We start from the raw sequence: 16,503 nt of genomic DNA on the forward strand, positions 1-16,503 counted from the left end.
TCGCATTGCCGGTCACCGGCAATCTTTACGCGCCCTTAATGCCGGTGGCCGCCGCTCGGTGGGCCGCGTGCCACTCTTGGTCCCCACGCGTCAGGGAGACGTCATCGGTGCGCCAAAGAAGGGGAGAGGCCATGGTGGACCGGGGGATACCGGAGCAGTATCTGGCGGGGTACGCCGAGATCCTGGCGGCGGCCTGCGCGACCGGCAGGAGGCTGGACCGCGAGGAGCTGGAGACGCTGCGGTCCAGCGGGGAGCTGGCAGCGGAAGCCGGTCTGAGCCTGCGGGTCCTGGTCCGCGCCCACCTGCGCGCCGCGCAGGAGGTGCGGCGCGAGCTGCCGCGTTCCGCCGCCGACCACCTTCTGGTCGCCCTGGAGCAGGCGGTGGACGCCTTCGCCGAGGGCCATGACCGTGCGCAGCGGCTGGCGGTACGTCAGCGGGAGGCGGCTCGCCGGGAATTCATCGACGACCTGCTGCACGGGGGCAGCGATCTCGGCCGTCTCGCCGAGCGGGCCGAGCGTTTCGGGCTGCTGCTGTCCCACGCGCACGCGGTCGCTGTGGCGCAGGGAGCCGAGCCGTACGACGACGGCTACCCGGTCACCCGCCGGATCGAAGCGTCGCTCTCGGCCCGCTTCGGGGACCGGCGCATCCTGTTGACCACGAAGAACGACCGGCTGATCTGCATCGCGCCGGGGGACGAGTCCGACGTGCTGAGCTTCTTCGCGAAGCAGGCGTACGCGGCGACGGACGGCGGGCAGGTGGCCATCGGCCGCTCCCACCCCGGTGTCGGCGGAGTCGTCCACTCCTACGAGGAGGCCCTCAACGCCCTCGATCTGGCCGCGCGCACGCAACTGGAGGAGCCGGTGCTGCACGCCGCGGATCTCCTGGTCTATCCGGTCCTGACCCGCGACCGGCAGGCGATGGCCGATCTCGTCCGCAGCGTGCTCGGCCCACTCCAGCAGGCCCGCGGTGGGGCGCGGCCGCTCGTCGAGACGCTCACCGCGTATTTCGACGCGGGATGTGTGGCCGCCGAAGCCGCCCGGCGGCTGTCCCTGAGTGTCCGGGCGATGACCTACCGGCTGGACCGGATACACCAGCTGACGGGCGCCGACCCCGGCGACCCCGTCCATCGCTACACGCTCCAGACCGCGGTGATCGGCGCGCGCCTCCTGGACTGGCCCGGCCACGCCGTGTAAGGGCTTCCCCTGGCCACCTGACGGGCAGGCCGGTGGGTGCCGACGGGAGTTTGAAGCGGCATGTCCAGATATAGGTGTCCGATGAAAGGATCTCCCGTCCCGGATAACGGTCTGGTTTCGCTCGCTGGCCTTTTCAATAGTTACTGACCGTTATGTGATCTCGATCACTAAAAGAATCGCAAAGCGCGTGGTACAACTACGCAACTCCGCAGGTGGCCATCCCTTTCCACATAGCGGAGTGGCCGGCACGCACCGGCAGCACGGCCCAGGGTGATCACGTTCCGAGTCCGCGGATACGGCACCCCGGGATCGCCGATCGGACAACGGCGTTCGCTCACAGACCGCACATCAACCGGCGCGGCTTCCCCGCGCGCCGGTCCCTGCGCCATCGAGGTAGCCACCGTGTCACTCGACTCCATCACCCAGTCCGTCGACGAAGCCGTCAGCGGCTTCTTCGAGCCCATAGCCAAGTGGCTCGTCGAAGTCGTCTTCTACACCGTCCCCGTCGGCGGGGCGGACCTGCCACTGATCGTGGCCTGGCTCGTCGTCGCCGGACTCGTCTTCACCGGCTGGTTCGGATTCATCCAGGTCCGCAAGTTCCGCCTCGCTATCGACGTGGTGCGCGGGAAGTACGACGAGAAGGGCTCGGCAGGCGAGGTCAACCACTTCCAGGCGCTGACCGCCGCTGTCTCCGGAACGGTCGGCCTCGGCAACATCGCGGGTGTCGCCGTCGCCGTCTCCATCGGAGGCCCCGGCGCGACCTTCTGGATGATCCTGTGCGGCCTGCTCGGCATGGCCACCAAATTCGTCGAGGTCACCCTCGGCGTGAAGTACCGCGAGGTGCACGAGGACGGGACCGTCTCCGGCGGCCCGATGCACTACCTGCCCAAGGGACTGGCCGAGCGCTTCGGCGCCCGCGGCAAGATCCTCGGCAAGGTCCTGGGGGTCCTCGCCTCCTTCATGATCCTGTTCTTCGGCCTCTTCGGCGGCAACCTCTTCCAGGTCAACCAGTCCTACGCGCAGCTCGTCTCCGTCACCGGCGGCGAGGACGGCGCGATCGGCTCCTCCGCCGGTGCCCTGTTCTTCGGCATCCTCATCGCCGCGCTCGTCGGCATCGTGCTCCTCGGCGGCATCCGCTCCATCGCCTCCGTCACCAGCAGGCTCGTCCCGGCCATGGCCGGGATCTACATCGCGGCGTGCCTGGTCGTCATCCTCGTGCACGCCACGGCTGTGCCCGCCGCGATCGGCACGATCGTCGAGGGCGCGTTCAACCCCGAGGGCGTCGCGGGTGGTGTGCTCGGTGCGCTCATCATCGGTTTCAAGCGGGCCGCGTTCTCCAACGAGGCCGGGCTCGGCTCCGCCCCGATCGCCCACTCCGCGGTGAAGACCAAGCACCCGGCCAGCGAGGGCTTGGTCGCCCTGCTGGAGCCGTTCATCGACACCGTCGTCATCTGCACGATGACCGCGCTCACCATCGTCATCGCCGACCCGGCCAGCTGGGGTGAGGCCCGCGAGGGGAAGACGATCGGCGGCGTGACGATCACCTCCGACGCGTTCGAGACGGTGCTGCCCTGGTTCCCGTACATCCTCACCGTCGCGGTGATGCTCTTCGCCATCTCCACCGTGCTCACGTGGGGCTACTACGGACTCAAGGCGTGGACGCACCTCTTCGGCCGCAGCAGGACCAGCGAGCTGACGTACAAGGTCATCTACACCGTGGTCGCCGTCGCCGGGTCGCTGCTGACACTCCAGACCCTCATCGACATGGCCGACGCCGTGCTGTTCATGCTCGCCGTCATCAACATCATCGGCCTGTACCTGCTCGCCCCCGTCGTCAAGCGTGAGCTGAACTCCTTCCTGGAGTTCGTCCGCGCCCGCGACGCCGGCGAACCGGACGACGACGCCGACGACGACCAGGAGTCGGTGAAGACCACCGTCTGACCGCCCCTGCGGCCCGGCTCCTGAGCCGGCCCGTACACACCTCGCGCCTTGGTGTGTACGGGCCGGCTCACCTTGCGTTTCAGCAGGTGAAACGGGCGCTGGTGGGTGCTGGTGGGATCGCGGCCGGGCGGTTAGGGTGTAAAGAACGCGTCAACGCCCGCCCTCGCGGCGGTGTACGGCGCGCGGTGTGCCGGGAAGTCTGGTCGGCGTCCTTGGGGCTCTATGCCCACATCCAGATGCCCCGGAGGTTTCCCTGATGGCTGCCGCGCCCCGCGAGCGTTCCCCCTTCCTCGGACTGCTGCCCCTGCCCGAGCGCAACGCCGTGGTCCAGGCGCTGCGCACGGAGACCGTCGGCGGGCTGATCCTGCTCGCCGCGGCCGTGGTGGCGCTGATATGGGCGAACACCCCGTGGAGCGGTGCGTACGAGCAGATACGCGACTTCCACTTCGGGATACCGGCACTGGGCCTCGACCTCTCGGTGGAGCACTGGACGGCCGACGGACTGCTCGCCATCTTCTTCCTCGTCGCAGGCATCGAGCTGAAACGCGAACTCGTCGTCGGTGAACTGCGCACCCCGGCCACGGCGGCCCTGCCGGTCGTCGCGGCACTGTGCGGCATGGTCGTGCCCGCCGCGCTCTACTTCGCCACCGTCTCGGCGGGCGGGGGCAGCACCGAGGGCTGGGCGGTGCCGATGGCCACCGACATCGCCTTCGCCCTGGCGGTCCTGGCGGTGCTGAGCTCCCACTTGCCCGCCGCGCTGCGCGCCTTCCTGCTCACCCTCGCCGTCGTCGACGACCTGGGTGCGATCCTCATCATCGCGGTCTTCTTCACCAGCGACCTGAACATCCCGGCCCTCATCGGGGCCTTCGCCGGGCTGTTCGTCTTCTACCTGCTGCAGCGCTATCGCGTGACGGGCTGGTGGTGGTACGTACCGCTCGGCGTCACCATCTGGGTCCTGATGTACAACGGCGGCGTCCACGCCACCGTGGCCGGTGTGGCGATGGGCCTGATCCTGCGCTCGACCCACGACAAGGACCGGGGGGAGACGTCCTCACCGGGCGCCCGCACCTCCCATCTGCTGCACCCGGTCTCGGCCGGTGTGGTGGTACCGCTGTTCGCCCTGTTCGCCGCCGGTGTCGGGATATCGGCGCCGGTGCTCGGCGAGGTCTTCACCCGGCCCGAGCCGCTCGGAGTGGTGCTGGGCCTGGTGATCGGCAAGACCCTGGGCATCTTCGCCGGCACCTATCTGGCGGCCCGCTTCACCCGGGCCCGGCTCAACCCGGACCTCGCCTGGGCGGACGTCTTCGCCCTCGCAGTCCTGGCCGGCATCGGGTTCACCGTCGCGCTCCTGATCGGTGAGCTGGCCTTCCCCGACCCGGCCGACGCCGAGCACATCAAGGCCGCCGTCCTCCTCGGTTCGCTGGTCGCCGCCGGGCTGGCGGCCCTCCTGGTCAAACGCCGCAACGGGATCTACCGGCGCCTGTACGAGGAGGAGAACCGGGACGATGACGCCGACGGCATCCCCGACATCTACCAGACGGCGACCCGCGAGCGGGCACAGGGCGCACCCGACGAGCAGTGACTCGCAAGGCCGTACGGCTGGCGGCCCCAAGGCTGGTGGACGGCCCTGGCTGATGGACACGGCGGCAGCGGCTACGCGGCGGTGATCGAGCAGTCCCGCAAGCCCTGAGGGACAAGCCCTGAGGGATGCGACCACGATCGGCCGTCGGCCCAGCGCCGCGGGGAATAGCAGGCACCCGGTCGGTCTTGACTCCGGACATGACCACCACACCATTCAATCCGCGCACGCTGCTCGCCGGGAGCCGGCTCGGCGTCCTGGCAACGATCAAGTCGGACGGCCGCCCCCAGCTGTCCCCCGTCATGCCGTTCTACGACCAGGAGGCCGGTGTCCTCTACGTTTCGATGACCGAGGGACGAGCCAAGACGGTGAACCTGCGCAGGGACCCACGAGCCGCGCTGGAGGTCACCAGCCCCGACGGCTTCTCGTGGGCCACCGCTGAGGGCACAGCGACCCTCACAGGGCCGGGCACCGACCCCCACGGCCCCGAGGTCGAGGCACTGGTGGACTACTACCGCGTCGCCGCCGGGGAGCACCCGGACTGGGACGAGTACCGGTCGGCGATGGTGGCCGAGCGCAGGGTGCTGATGACGATGACGGTCGACCACGTGTACGGCGCCAAGATCCGCTGACAGCGCGCCGAAGGGCCAGTCCCCAAGGACAGGTGGCCCGGCTACCGGCTACCGGACATGACGAGATGCCGCACCCGGACGTCGGGCGTGACACGACAGAGGGCCGCGGGGGCGACCTGCCTCCCGCGGCCCTCTGCCCTGCGCGTGTTGATCAGCGACTGCCTGATCAGTGACCGCCTGATCAGCGACCGCGCGGTCTGCCTCGTCAGTGGCTGCCGGTGAGTTCGCCGCTGAGCTTCTCGTGCATGTGAGCGCTCGGCTTGTTCAGGCCGACGATCTCGACGGTCTTGCCGCGCTGTCCGTACTTGGTGGTGATGGCGTCCAGTGCGGCGACCGACGAGGCATCCCAGATGTGTGCGGCCGTCAGATCGATGACGACCTTGTCGGGGTCGGTGGCGTAGGCGAACTGGGTCACCAGGTCGTTGGAAGAGGCGAAGAACAGCTCGCCGGTGACGGAGTAGACGACCTGGGTGCCGTCGGGGTCGGTGACCGAGGTGACGTTCGCGAGGTGGGCGACGCGCTTGGCGAAGATGACCATGGCGGTGATCGTTCCGGCGACGACACCGATGGCCAGGTTGTGGGTGGCGACCACGCAGGCGACGGTGACGACCATGACCGTGATCTCCCCGGCGGGCATCCGCTTCAGGGTCTTCGGTGCGATGGAGTGCCAGTCGAAGGTCGCGAAGGACACCATCACCATGACCGCCACCAGCGCGGCCATCGGGATGTCGGAGACGACCGGCCCGAAGACGATGCACAGGACCATCAGGAACGCGCCCGCGAGGAACGTCGACAGGCGGGTGCGGGCGCCCGACACACGTACGTTGATCATCGTCTGGCCGATCATGGCGCAGCCGCCCATGCCGCCGAAGAAGCCCGTGACGATGTTGGCGATGCCCTGGCCGATGGACTCGCGGGTCTTGGAGGAGTGGGTGTCGGTGATGTCGTCGACCAGCTTGGCGGTCATCAGCGACTCCATCAGGCCCACCAGCGCCATGGCGAAGGCGTAAGGGGCGATGGTGGTCAGGGTTTCCACGGTGAAGGGCACGTCGGGCAGGCCCGGCACGGGCAGCGACGAGGGCAGGTCTCCCTTGTCGCCCACGGTCGGGACCGCGATACCGGCCGCCACCGTGATCACGGTGAGGATCGCGATGGACACCAGCGGCGCCGGGATCACCTTCGTGACCTTCGGGAAGAACACCATCAGGGCCAGGCCGCCGATCAGCAGCGGGTAGACGGCCCACGGCACGTCGTGCATCTCCGGGACCTGCGCTATGAAGATCAGGATCGCCAGGGAGTTGACGAAGCCGACCATCACCGAACGCGGTACGAAACGCATCAGCTTGGCGACACCGAGAGCGCCCAGCACGATCTGGAAGACACCGGCCAGGATGACGGCGGCGATCAGGTAGCCCAGGCCGTGTTCGCGGTTGAGCGGGGCGATGACCAGGGCGACGGCACCGGTCGCCGCGGAGATCATTGCCGGGCGGCCGCCCACAACGGAGATCACCACGGCCATGGTGAAGGAGGCGAACAGGCCGATCGCGGGATCGACGTCGGCGATGATCGAGAAGGAGATCGCCTCGGGGATCAGCGCGAGGGCCACCACGAGACCGGCGAGGGCCTCGGTGCGGAAGACCTTCGGGGACAGCCAGGACGGGCGGGCCGGGCGGAGGCCGCGCAGCCGGGCGGCCGGGGACGGTGCGGAGGAAGACAAGAGTGCGGAAACCTGTCGTGCTCGGGCACACCCGGCGTCAGGGAGGGGCGTGCGTACCTGCGCGGGAGGCCGGGACGGCGAACCGCGGAGCCCGCGAGCGGCGGGCTGAAGTCTCTGGGGGCAGCGGCACGGCCGCGGGCGGCTCGGGGAGCTGCTGCTCTGCTCAGGGGCGACGTGTCACGGCGGGCAGGCGGCGGCGCTGGGCGTCATGGGCATGCGCACGCTCGCTCCTGCGGGAATCGGTCGCCGCCGGGGGCGCCATCGGCCCCGACACGGCTGGCGGTCACGGGAGAACGTATTCCGCACCACGCGAAAAGGGGCGCCGTAAGCGACCCCTGGCTTCGCTTCACTCTACCCTAACGTTACGGTAGAGATCGACGCCGGCCGCCCGTGGCCCTGGCGGCAGACAGCGGAAGGCGCCCCGAGTGAGCAGCGAGCACATGCAGATCGGTGAGGTCGCCGCGCGGACCGAGCTGTCGCTGCGCACCATCAGGCACTACGAGGAGACGGGCCTGGTCATCCCCTCCGCCCGCTCCCAGGGAGGCTTCCGCCTCTACACGGAAGCCGACGTCGCCCGCCTCATGGTCATCCGGCGGATGAAGCCGCTCGGCTTCACCCTCGACCAGATGCGCGACCTGCTTGCGGCCACCGACCGCCTCGACTCCGGTGAGGAGCTGCCCGCCGCCGCGCGGGAGGAGCTCATGGAACGGGTGCGCGGATTCGAGGAGGCCGCACAGCGGCGGGTGGCTGATCTGCGGACCCAGCTGGCGCGAGCCGAGGAGTTCGCCGCCACGCTGCGCGAGCGTCTCGCCCGTACACCCGTCGCCTAGTACGACCCGTACGACCCGCCGGACACGGCCTACGGCCGAGACGGCCGACAGGGCCGGAACAACTGGTCAAGGTGATAGCGCAGCACGGCCGTGGCGGCGTCGGCGGTGCGCTGACCGACCAGGACGCTGGTGCCCAGGCCATGGCCCAGGGAGAGCAGGCGCGTGGCTTCGGCCGAGGTGTCCAGCCCCGGGTCCAGAGCCTTGTCGCGCTGGGCCTGCTGGAGGACAGCGGCGAGCTGGCGCTCCAGTCGGTCGGGGCCCGCGACGAAGGGCTGTTCGGCGAGCTCGGGATCGGTCATCGCCAGTACCGCGTACGAGGTCCACACCTGGTGGAAGGCGCGGCTGGCCTCGTCGCTCGGCAGCGCCTCGGCGAGGAACGCCTCGATGAAGGCGCGTGAGGTCACCGGGCTCGGCAGCTCGGCCAGCCGGGTCGACCACCGCTCGTGGCTGCGCTCTTCCAGGCGTCGCAGAGCGGCGTGCATCAGCTGGGCCTTGGTGTCGAAGTAGTACTGGACGAGCCGTAGCGAGACACCGGCCTCGGCCGCGACCGACCGCATCGTCACCGCGTGCAGACCGTCGCGCGCGGCCGCTTGGACCAGCGCGTCGGTGATCTGCGCCCGGCGCTCGGTGTGGTCGACCAGCTTCGGCACGGCTTGCCCTTCGATAGGTGATCCGGTACGCGACCTGTTTACGGTACCGCCGTACCATCAAGAGCGGGCGTCGGCGGTGGCGGGCGCGGACGGAGGCATTCGTTGCGGCTACCGGCGGCGGGGCGCACGCCACGGCGGTTGACGCGCCTTGGATGTGGTGCGGGCGTGGCGCACGTATGGCCCATCGCCACCCTGGCGGTCGGCATTGTGGAGGCCCACACCACGGCGAGGACATCTTTGACGCTTCTACCATCCACGCAGTTCGTGTGACGGCCATCACCTGCCAGAGCCGCAAGCGCAACACGGCCGTCGCAGACCCTCAATGTGGAGGTCGCACCATGCCCCTGCCTCAACGCACTCCTACCCCCCACCACCGGTTGCCCGCGATACTCGCCGCGGGGCTGGCCGTTGCCCTGCTCGCTGTGCTGTCCATCGTGGCCATGCCCAACCCGGCCCGCGCGGCGGCCGCCCCGCAAGAAGTGACGGGGTTCGGCTCCAACCCGGGCAACCTGCGGATGTTCCGCTACGTGCCCACGGGACTGCCCACGGGGCGCCCCGTCGTCGTGGCGATGCACGGCTGCACCCAGAACGCTCCTGACTACGCGGCCAAGACCGGCTGGATGCGGCTGGCCGACGAGCACAAGTTCGCGGTGGTCTTCCCGCAGCAGCAGTCGGCCAACAACGCGAACTCCTGCTTCAACTGGTTCGAGCCCGGCGACACCCGGCGGGGCGCGGGAGAACCGCTGTCGGTCAAGCAGATGGTGGACCGGACCAAAAAGGACAACGGCTCGAAAGCCGCTTACGTCAGCGGCCTCTCGGCGGGCGGCGGCATGACGTCCGTCATGCTGGCGACCTACCCCGACGTGTTCTCGGGCGGGGGAGTCATCGCCGGGCTGCCCTACGCCTGCGCCAACTCGGTGGCCTCCGCGTTCTCCTGCATGAGTCCGGGTGTCAGCAAGACCCCCACGCAGTGGGGGGACAAGGTCCGCGCGGCCTTCGCGTACTCCGGGCCACGCCCGAAGGTCTCGATCTGGCACGGCACCGCGGACGCGACCGTGAAGCCCATGAACGCCACCGAACTCGTTGACCAGTGGACCAACGTGAACGGCACCGACCAGACGCCTGACACCAAGGACACGGTCGACGGTTACCCGCACCGGGTCTACGGGGGCACCGTGGAGACCTACGACATCACCGGGATGGGCCACGGCCACCCCGTCGACCCCGGAACGGGTCCGAAGCAGTGCGGCACCGCGGGCGCCTACGTCCTGGACGTGAACATCTGCTCCGCGCACCACCTGGTGCGTTTCTGGGACATCGACAAGGACGACACCTCACCCACGCCGACCCCGACCAGCACAAGCACGAGCACCCCCACCACTACGCCTCCCCCCTACTCCGACAGCGTCGTCGGTACAGCCACCGATCACTACGTGGCTCAGCGCATCAATGTGAACGAGTACACCAGCCTGGGCGCCAGCCATGGCTACACCACCTCCTTCACCCTCTACGAGTGCGAAGCGGGGTGGACCGACAAGCCCGACTGCTCGCCGATCTGACCCAGCACCGGTGGTTCCGACAGGGCCTTCCCGCCCGGGGCGCGTCCCCGGGCGGGAAGGGCACGCTCACGCTGGGGGACCCGGTCGTCGGCGGCGAGTGACCAGGGCAGGGGCCTCACTGTCCGTGGGTGAGGCGGTGGAGCCTGAGCGCCAGCTGGATTTCCAGGGCGCGTGCCGGGCTGTTCCAGTCCTCGCCGAGGAGACGGGCGATCCGCTCAAGGCGCTGCACCACGGTGTTGACGTGGACGTGCAGTGCCGCCTTGGTCCGGGTGAGGCTGGCGCCCTCGGTGAAGTACGCGTCGAGCGTGTGGACCAGGTCAGTGCCGCGCTGGGCGTCGTAGTCCAGGACGGGCCCGAGCGTGTCCCGTACGTATCCGGTCAGGTCGGCCTGGTCACCGCCGAGGAGCATGCCGACGAAGCCAAGGCCGGAGAGGGCGCCGCCGTGCCCGGTGCGGCCCAGGGCGCGCAGCGCGGACAGGCAGCGCTGCGCCTCGGTATGCGCGGTGGCCAGCCCGGAGGGGCCCGTGGCCGGGCCCGCGGCACCGACGGTGACGGGGGAGCCCAGCGCCTGGCCCAGCTCGGTGGCGAGCCTCTGGGCACTGGGGCCGGGAGTGTCGCTGGGCGCGACAAGCACGACATGGTCGTAGTGCGGTCCTGCCAGCCCGCTGCGGGCCTGGCCGCTCCGGGCGGCGACGGCGAGAAGCCGGTGCCGTGGTGCCGTATCGCTGTGCAGCACGAAGACGGTTTGCCGCTGGTTCAGATTCACTCCGAGTCGGCGGGCCCTGATCGTCAGCGTGCCCGGGTCGCCGGTGCGGGAGAGCAGATCGGTGAGGAGCTCACCGCGTACCCGGTCCTCGGTCTCGGCGACGGAGCGGCGCAGCAGCAAGAGCAGCGCCGTGACGATGCTGGCGCGCTCGAAGAGGAGCCGGTCCGCGTCGGACAGGTCGCCTCGTTCGGTCAGGGCGATGCTGCCTAGCAGTTCGGGTCCTGCCAGCACCGCGCATACCCAGGTGCCGTTCAGCGGGACGGCCCGTCCGCTGGCCCGGGAGGCGGACACCGAGGGCGGGGGCAACGGCTCGGTCCTGGCGCGGGCCAGTTCGGCGCCGTCCGCGTCGTGGATGATGATTCCGCCGTCGAGGATGACGGCGATCGCGGCGGCGACGTCATCGGCGCCGCCGCCGCGCAGGACGAGGTCGGTGAGCTGGTCGTGCGCCTGCTCGGCGCGGCGCATGGCTTCGCTGTGCGCCCGGATCGCCTCCGAGGCGGCGTTGAGGTCGGCCAGCGTGGCCCGCGTCTCCTCCAGCAGCCGTGCGCTGTCGATCGCGATGGCCGCGTGGTCGGCCAGCGAGGAGAGCAGCGCCACCTCCTCCGCGGTGAAGGCGCGGGGGGCACGGTCGGCGGCGTACAGGACCCCGATGATCTGGGCGCCCACGCGCAACGGCACGCCGAGGATCGCCCGCAGTCCCTCCTCCCGGACCGCGCTGTCGATCGCCTCGGTGTGGCGGAAACGGGTGTCGGCCTGGTAGTCGCCGGTGACGTAGGGGCGGGCGGTCTGTGCGACAAGACCGCCGAGCCCCTCGCCCATGCCGAGCCGCACCTGCTGGAACGCGGCGGCCACCGAACCGTCCGTGACCCTCATATACGTGTCCCCGGCGACCGCGTCGTTGAGGGACAGATACGTGACGTCGGTGCCGAGCAGCAGCTTCGCCCGGTGGACGATGGCCCGCAGCACCGCGTCGAGATCGCGCAGCGCCGCCAGGTCGCTGGCGGTGTCGAACAGGGCGGTCAGCTCTTCCTCGCGCCGCCGGTGCTGGCTGAGGGCCCGCCGGATACGCAGGGCCACATCGGTGGCCTCGGTGATGGCGGCCACCTCCGCCGCCGGGGCCCCGAGCTCCCGGGCCGCCGCGGCGGGGCGGGCGAAGTCCTCTGCCGGGGCGCCCTCGGCCAGCAGGTCGAGCAACTGGCGTACGGCGGTCCTGGCATGCCGATTGCCCGGGGTGGTCCCGGTGGGGGGCATGCGGCGTTCACCTCGCAAGCGGGTTCAGGCGGCCCCCCGTGCGGGCCCGCCCGAAGCGGCACGAGGGGCAGCAGCAGGAAAACGGTCAGCCGAGGGGGAGAGAGTCGTGCCGGTCATGGTCCGGCTCAGGGTCCTTGGGCGGGGTGGTCCGGTTGTCCCGCGTCAGGTCGCGGCCGCTGGTCTCCTTGGCCGCCCAAACGGTCAAGACGGTGACAACCGCCGCGAGACACAGGTAGACCGCTACCGGCCCGGAAGAATCGTATTCCTTGAGCAGCTCTACGGCGATGATCGGGGCGAGGGCGCCTCCGATGATGGAGGCGAGCTGGGAGCCGACCGAGGCGCCGGAGTAGCGGACCCTGGTATCGAACAGCTCGGAGATGAACGCGGCCTGCGGGCCGTACATCGCCCCGTGGAACAACAGGCCGACGGTGACCGCGAGGGTGATGACGGGGAAGGACTCGGAGTCCAGCAGGGTGAAGAAGGCGAAGGCCCAGCCTGCCATCCCGGCCGCGCCGAACATGATGACGGGCCGTCGCCCGAGGCGGTCGGAGAGCGCGCCCCACAACGGGATGGTGACGAAGTGGATCGCGGAGCCGATGAGGACCGCGTTGAGCGCCTCACTCTTGGGCTGGTCCAGATGGACGGTGACGTAGACGAGCAGGAAGGCGGTGAGGATGTAGTACGAGATGTTCTCGCCGAACCGCGTACCGATCGCCGTGAGCACCTCACGCCAGCTCTTACGGAACACCTCGACGATGGGAGCCTCTTCCTCGGCGCCCGCCGCCGCCCGCTCCTCGGCCTTGGCCTTGGCTTCGAGGAAGACCGGGGACTCGCTGACCGAGATGCGAATCCACAGGCCGATCATGACCAGGACGCCCGAGAGCAGGAACGGGATACGCCACCCCCACGCGAGGAAGGCCGACTCGGACTGCACGGCGGTCAGCAGCGCCAGCACCCCGGTGGCGATCAGGTTGCCGGCGGGCGCCCCGGCCTGCGGCCAGGAAGCCCAGAAGCCGCGCTTGGCGTCACCCCCGTGCTCGGAGACCAGGAGGACGGCGCCGCCCCACTCACCGCCGAGCGCGAAACCCTGGATCAGGCGCAACAGGGTCAGCAGGATCGGTGCACCGACACCGATGCTGGCATGCGTGGGCAGCAGGCCCATCGCGAACGTCGCCCCACCCATCATGAGCAGACTCAGAACGAGCAGTTTCTTGCGGCCGATCTTGTCGCCGTAGTGCCCGAAGACGATCCCGCCCAGTGGCCGGGCGGCGAACCCGACCGCGTACGTCACGAAGGCCAGCAGGGTCCCCATCAGCGGGTCGCTGGTGGGAAAGAACAGATCGTTGAACACCAGCGCGGCGGCGGAGCCGTAGAGGAAGAAGTCGTACCACTCGATGGTGGTCCCGACGAGGCTCGCGGCGACGATGCGCTTGAGGGAGTTGGGCGTTGGCGGAGCGGACTCGGGGGCGGTCATGGACACCACTTCCGGACAGTTGGCGGGGACGTATGCGTGTGGCCATACCGTAGGAAGGGGCAGGTCAGAGGCGTATGTGACGGGACACCACAGTTCTGGGGGTGGGGGTGTGCGCGGTCACTACGACAGTCGCCACGACCGGCATGCCGACGCTGCTTCGAGGGCCGGGCCGAGGGCTCATCGTGGGCTGGCGGGCGCCTGTCCGAGCTCCGCTGTCCGGCAGTGCCGTCTCATCCGCCCTGACGGCCGCGCTGTATCCGCTCGTGGGCTGGGCGGGAGTCTCCGCGCTCGGCGCGGTGATCGCGCTGATCGGTCTCGCGATCCGGGCCCTGGGACTTCACCGCCCGAGCCCCGTGGCGCCGCTTGCCGACCCGTCGGCGGACGGCGACGTCCGAGCGGCCCGCACCTCTACCGCGAGCGCGGACCGCGCCCACGCACACGCACACGCACACGCACACGCACACGTCAAGGAGACCGCTCATGCCCGATATCCGCCGAGTGGCGATTCTGGACGACAACCAGCACACGGCACACCGGTACGCCGAGAGGGGCGGGTTACGTCAGCACACCCAGTGCCGGGACCCTTGGTCCCTGCCTCGTCATGTCCGGTCCTGTGTGCGCGGTGCTTGCGCCGACCTGCGGCCCGTCAGCCCTGACGTCGCTGTCCGAGGTCGATTACCTCATCGCCGGACACGCGCAAATCTATGGTGACCGGAGTAGACATTGGGCGGTGGTCTGGTTATGGTTTCTCTCGTAACCCAGGAAGACAGCAGGGCTTGGCAGAGACGAACTGCCAGGCAGCAGTACCCGCAGTCGCAGTTGGCAGGACGGTGCGGTGGCGGAGTTTCGAAGCCAGGGTTGTTGCAGGACGGCGACGGGACTGGCGACCGGGCCGGGTGGCCCGCAGGGATCAGGGGCCGCCGTGAGCGGTACCGCAGTTGACGCGGTGTCCGTAAGCGCAGGACTCCGTAAGCGCAGGACGCGGCACCCAGCAGTGAAGTCAGCGAGCAGCACCTCGGTGAAGGCGTCGGCTGCGGACGCGCGCACCGGGAAGTCCGGCAGTGGGGTTCCAAGCCAGAGCAGACGCAGGATGGACGACGGGGCTGGCTGCCGAAGGGTGGTGCTGTCACAGGCCACTGAGCAGTACGCAGTTGATCACGAGGGAAGAACGGAGGAGCCAAGCGCCATCAGGATCGCCCGGGCGGGAGTCTTGAGTCCGGGTACCGCAGGACATCGATAGTGAGGTGGTCTCCGGTCAAGCAACCGCGATCCCCGCACCCCCGACAGCGTTCCGGTCGGGTCTGCGGACACACGAGGCCGACGCAGTACCAGGGTCGGCAGATGGTGTAACAGTTCCTTCGGGGTCCTGGTGCCATATGGCACCAGGGCCCCTCCAGCGTGTCGCGCAGAGAGGTGCGATGACAGCAGACGACTCGTTCGGCCGCCTCGATGACGACGACTACCCCGCCTACACCACGGGTCGGGCCGCCGAGATGCTCGGCGGGACCCCGAGCGAGGCCGCCTGCCGCATCGTCATCCTCGAAGACCAGCTCGAAGAAGCCCAGCGCGTCAACGCCGGCTACCGCCGCGCCGCCCGATCCGCGAACCCGACGACGGCTGCCTGAGACGGCCGGGGCCCGCGACTTCCGCAGGGCTCCCCGGCTGCCGACCGCGCATGCCGCCCGGGACGCACAGCGCTCCGGGCAACTTCGTCTTCTACGGTCCGTGGAGCGACCCACGCGTGGAGAGTCACTCTCCTACATGACGGATTCCGCGGTAGGCGCTGAGAAGCCCGCCGCGAAGTCGCTGTGGGGCTACGGCGGCGTCGTCCAGGCGCCGGACGGGACGATCTGGAAGGTCGCGACCTCGGCGAAGAAGGACACCGGCCCGGCCACCCGGGTGATCGACGAGATCGTCCTTCTGCTCGGCGTCGAGGACGTGAAGGCCAGCAAGCAGTTCTACGTCGGCCGGGGCCTGACCGTGGCCAGGAGCTTCGGCGGCAAGTACGCGGAGTTCGCCTCCGGGGAGTCCAGCCCCGTCAAGCTGGCGCTGTACAAGCGCCGCGGCCTGGCCAAGGACCTCGGCGTCCCCGCCGACGGCACCGGCTCGCACCGCATCGTCCTCGGCGGCACCGCCGGCTCCTTCACCGACCCGGACGGGTTTGCTTGGGAGGGCGCCACGTCGCGCACCCCCGCGCCGTCCACGGCGTCCGTACTGTCCTGACTCCAGGCCCTGAACTCCCGCTCCGACCTGCCTCATCCCTGTACGAGAGGAAACCGCCATGCAGGATACGAAGTCGTCCGCTGAGAACTCCGGCACCACCGCCGAGGAGTACAACGGATTCACCGCCGAAGAGCGGGCGGCGATGAAGGAACACGCGCAGGAGCAGAAGCAGACGGCGGCACGGCGCGGTTCGCGGGTGGAGAAGGAGGCGGCAGCGGAGCGCGATGTGCTGGCGAAGATCGCTGAGATGCCGGAGGCGGACCGGGTCCTCGCGGAGCGCATCCACGCCATCATCAAGGCCGCCGCTCCGGACCTCACGCCCAGGCTCTGGTACGGAATGCCCGCCTACGCCAGAGACGGCAAGGTCATCTGCCACTTCCAGAGCGCGCGGAAGTTCAAGTCGAGGTATGCCACGCTCGGATTCAGCGACCAGGCAGCACTCGACGACGGCACCATGTGGCCGATCGCCTACGCCCTGAAGGAGATGACCGCAGCCGACGAACAGCGCATCCGCGCGCTCGTCAAGAAGGCGGTGGGCTGAGACCGGCCGGGACGGAACCGGCGGCGGGAGTGGCCGAGCCGCTGACGACGCTCGCACGCGCCAGGCCGACCGGAACCAGGCCCGTACGACTGCCGCGAGAGCCACCAGAACGACGGCCACGGCGATGAGCGCGATCGATGAACGACG

General features: G+C 69.6%; 13 protein-coding genes. 9 read left to right on the forward strand and 4 right to left on the reverse strand.

Annotation, left to right across the window (positions count from 1 at the left end; translation table 11 throughout):
- Positions 1–131 precede the first annotated feature (131 nt).
- The 4 genes from AC5P1B_RS00320 (at position 132) to AC5P1B_RS00335 (ending at position 5,345) form a co-directional block, all read left to right on the forward strand.
- Positions 132–1,193: a PucR family transcriptional regulator gene (locus tag AC5P1B_RS00320; RefSeq protein ID WP_493884068.1), complete on the forward strand. Its 1,062-nt coding sequence runs from the start codon at positions 132–134 to the stop codon at positions 1,191–1,193.
- 402 nt (positions 1,194–1,595) lie between these two features.
- Positions 1,596–3,134 (forward strand): alanine/glycine:cation symporter family protein, encoded by a 1,539-nt coding sequence (locus AC5P1B_RS00325; protein ID WP_493884069.1) that lies wholly within the window; start codon positions 1,596–1,598, stop codon positions 3,132–3,134.
- Positions 3,135–3,390: 256 nt separating this feature from the next.
- Positions 3,391–4,716, forward strand: a complete 1,326-nt coding sequence (gene nhaA / locus AC5P1B_RS00330) for a Na+/H+ antiporter NhaA (RefSeq protein WP_493884070.1) — start codon at positions 3,391–3,393, stop codon at positions 4,714–4,716.
- A gap of 197 nt (positions 4,717–4,913) precedes the next feature.
- Entirely contained in the window at positions 4,914–5,345 is a 432-nt protein-coding gene (locus AC5P1B_RS00335; protein ID WP_493884071.1) for a PPOX class F420-dependent oxidoreductase, read from the forward strand.
- Between the two features lie 205 nt (positions 5,346–5,550).
- On the opposite strand, the gene AC5P1B_RS00340 is transcribed toward AC5P1B_RS00335, so the two are convergent.
- Positions 5,551–7,062, reverse strand: a complete 1,512-nt coding sequence (locus tag AC5P1B_RS00340; protein ID WP_493884072.1) for a SulP family inorganic anion transporter — start codon at positions 7,060–7,062, stop codon at positions 5,551–5,553.
- Between the two features lie 425 nt (positions 7,063–7,487).
- On the opposite strand from AC5P1B_RS00340, the gene AC5P1B_RS00345 reads away from it, so the two are divergent.
- Positions 7,488–7,892 (forward strand): MerR family transcriptional regulator, encoded by a 405-nt coding sequence (locus tag AC5P1B_RS00345; RefSeq protein WP_493884073.1) that lies wholly within the window; start codon positions 7,488–7,490, stop codon positions 7,890–7,892.
- 29 nt (positions 7,893–7,921) lie between these two features.
- Here AC5P1B_RS00345 and AC5P1B_RS00350 read toward each other — a convergent pair whose 3' ends face one another.
- The gene (locus tag AC5P1B_RS00350) at positions 7,922–8,542 is read right to left on the reverse strand and encodes a TetR/AcrR family transcriptional regulator (RefSeq protein WP_493884074.1); all 621 of its coding nucleotides are present in this window, start codon (positions 8,540–8,542) and stop codon (positions 7,922–7,924) included.
- 338 nt (positions 8,543–8,880) lie between these two features.
- On the opposite strand from AC5P1B_RS00350, the gene AC5P1B_RS00355 reads away from it, so the two are divergent.
- The gene (locus AC5P1B_RS00355; RefSeq protein ID WP_493884075.1) at positions 8,881–10,101 is read left to right on the forward strand and encodes an extracellular catalytic domain type 1 short-chain-length polyhydroxyalkanoate depolymerase; all 1,221 of its coding nucleotides are present in this window, start codon (positions 8,881–8,883) and stop codon (positions 10,099–10,101) included.
- 115 nt (positions 10,102–10,216) lie between these two features.
- On the opposite strand, the gene AC5P1B_RS00360 is transcribed toward AC5P1B_RS00355, so the two are convergent.
- Entirely contained in the window at positions 10,217–12,118 is a 1,902-nt protein-coding gene (locus AC5P1B_RS00360) for a helix-turn-helix domain-containing protein (RefSeq protein WP_493884076.1), read from the reverse strand.
- Between the two features lie 85 nt (positions 12,119–12,203).
- The gene (locus AC5P1B_RS00365; RefSeq protein ID WP_493884077.1) at positions 12,204–13,592 is read right to left on the reverse strand and encodes an MFS transporter; all 1,389 of its coding nucleotides are present in this window, start codon (positions 13,590–13,592) and stop codon (positions 12,204–12,206) included.
- A gap of 1,418 nt (positions 13,593–15,010) precedes the next feature.
- Here AC5P1B_RS00365 and AC5P1B_RS00370 point away from each other — a divergent pair.
- The 3 genes from AC5P1B_RS00370 to AC5P1B_RS00380 are packed head-to-tail and all read left to right on the forward strand — an operon-like array spanning position 15,011 to position 16,356.
- Positions 15,011–15,217, forward strand: a complete 207-nt coding sequence (locus AC5P1B_RS00370; RefSeq protein WP_493884078.1) for a hypothetical protein — start codon at positions 15,011–15,013, stop codon at positions 15,215–15,217.
- 37 nt (positions 15,218–15,254) lie between these two features.
- On the forward strand, positions 15,255–15,815 hold the full coding sequence (locus tag AC5P1B_RS00375; protein ID WP_493884474.1) for a glyoxalase: 561 nt from the start codon (positions 15,255–15,257) through the stop codon (positions 15,813–15,815).
- 58 nt (positions 15,816–15,873) lie between these two features.
- Entirely contained in the window at positions 15,874–16,356 is a 483-nt protein-coding gene (locus AC5P1B_RS00380; protein WP_493884079.1) for an iron chaperone, read from the forward strand.
- Positions 16,357–16,503 lie beyond the last annotated feature (147 nt).

The sequence above is a fragment of the Streptomyces sp. A01 genome (assembly GCF_059026195.1).

Excerpts from the sequence above, each read along its gene's own strand:
- AC5P1B_RS00355 (WP_493884075.1), top strand. The coding sequence starts at position 8,881 with ATGCCCCTGCCTCAACGCACTCCTACCCCCCACCACCGGTTGCCCGCG.
- AC5P1B_RS00335 (WP_493884071.1), top strand. The coding sequence starts at position 4,914 with ATGACCACCACACCATTCAATCCGCGCACGCTGCTCGCCGGGAGCCGG.
- AC5P1B_RS00365 (WP_493884077.1), bottom strand. The coding sequence starts at position 13,592 with ATGACCGCCCCCGAGTCCGCTCCGCCAACGCCCAACTCCCTCAAGCGC.
- AC5P1B_RS00360 (WP_493884076.1), bottom strand. The coding sequence starts at position 12,118 with ATGCCCCCCACCGGGACCACCCCGGGCAATCGGCATGCCAGGACCGCC.
- AC5P1B_RS00370 (WP_493884078.1), top strand. The coding sequence starts at position 15,011 with ATGACAGCAGACGACTCGTTCGGCCGCCTCGATGACGACGACTACCCC.
- AC5P1B_RS00320 (WP_493884068.1), top strand. The coding sequence starts at position 132 with ATGGTGGACCGGGGGATACCGGAGCAGTATCTGGCGGGGTACGCCGAG.
- AC5P1B_RS00380 (WP_493884079.1), top strand. The coding sequence starts at position 15,874 with ATGCAGGATACGAAGTCGTCCGCTGAGAACTCCGGCACCACCGCCGAG.
- nhaA (WP_493884070.1), top strand. The coding sequence starts at position 3,391 with ATGGCTGCCGCGCCCCGCGAGCGTTCCCCCTTCCTCGGACTGCTGCCC.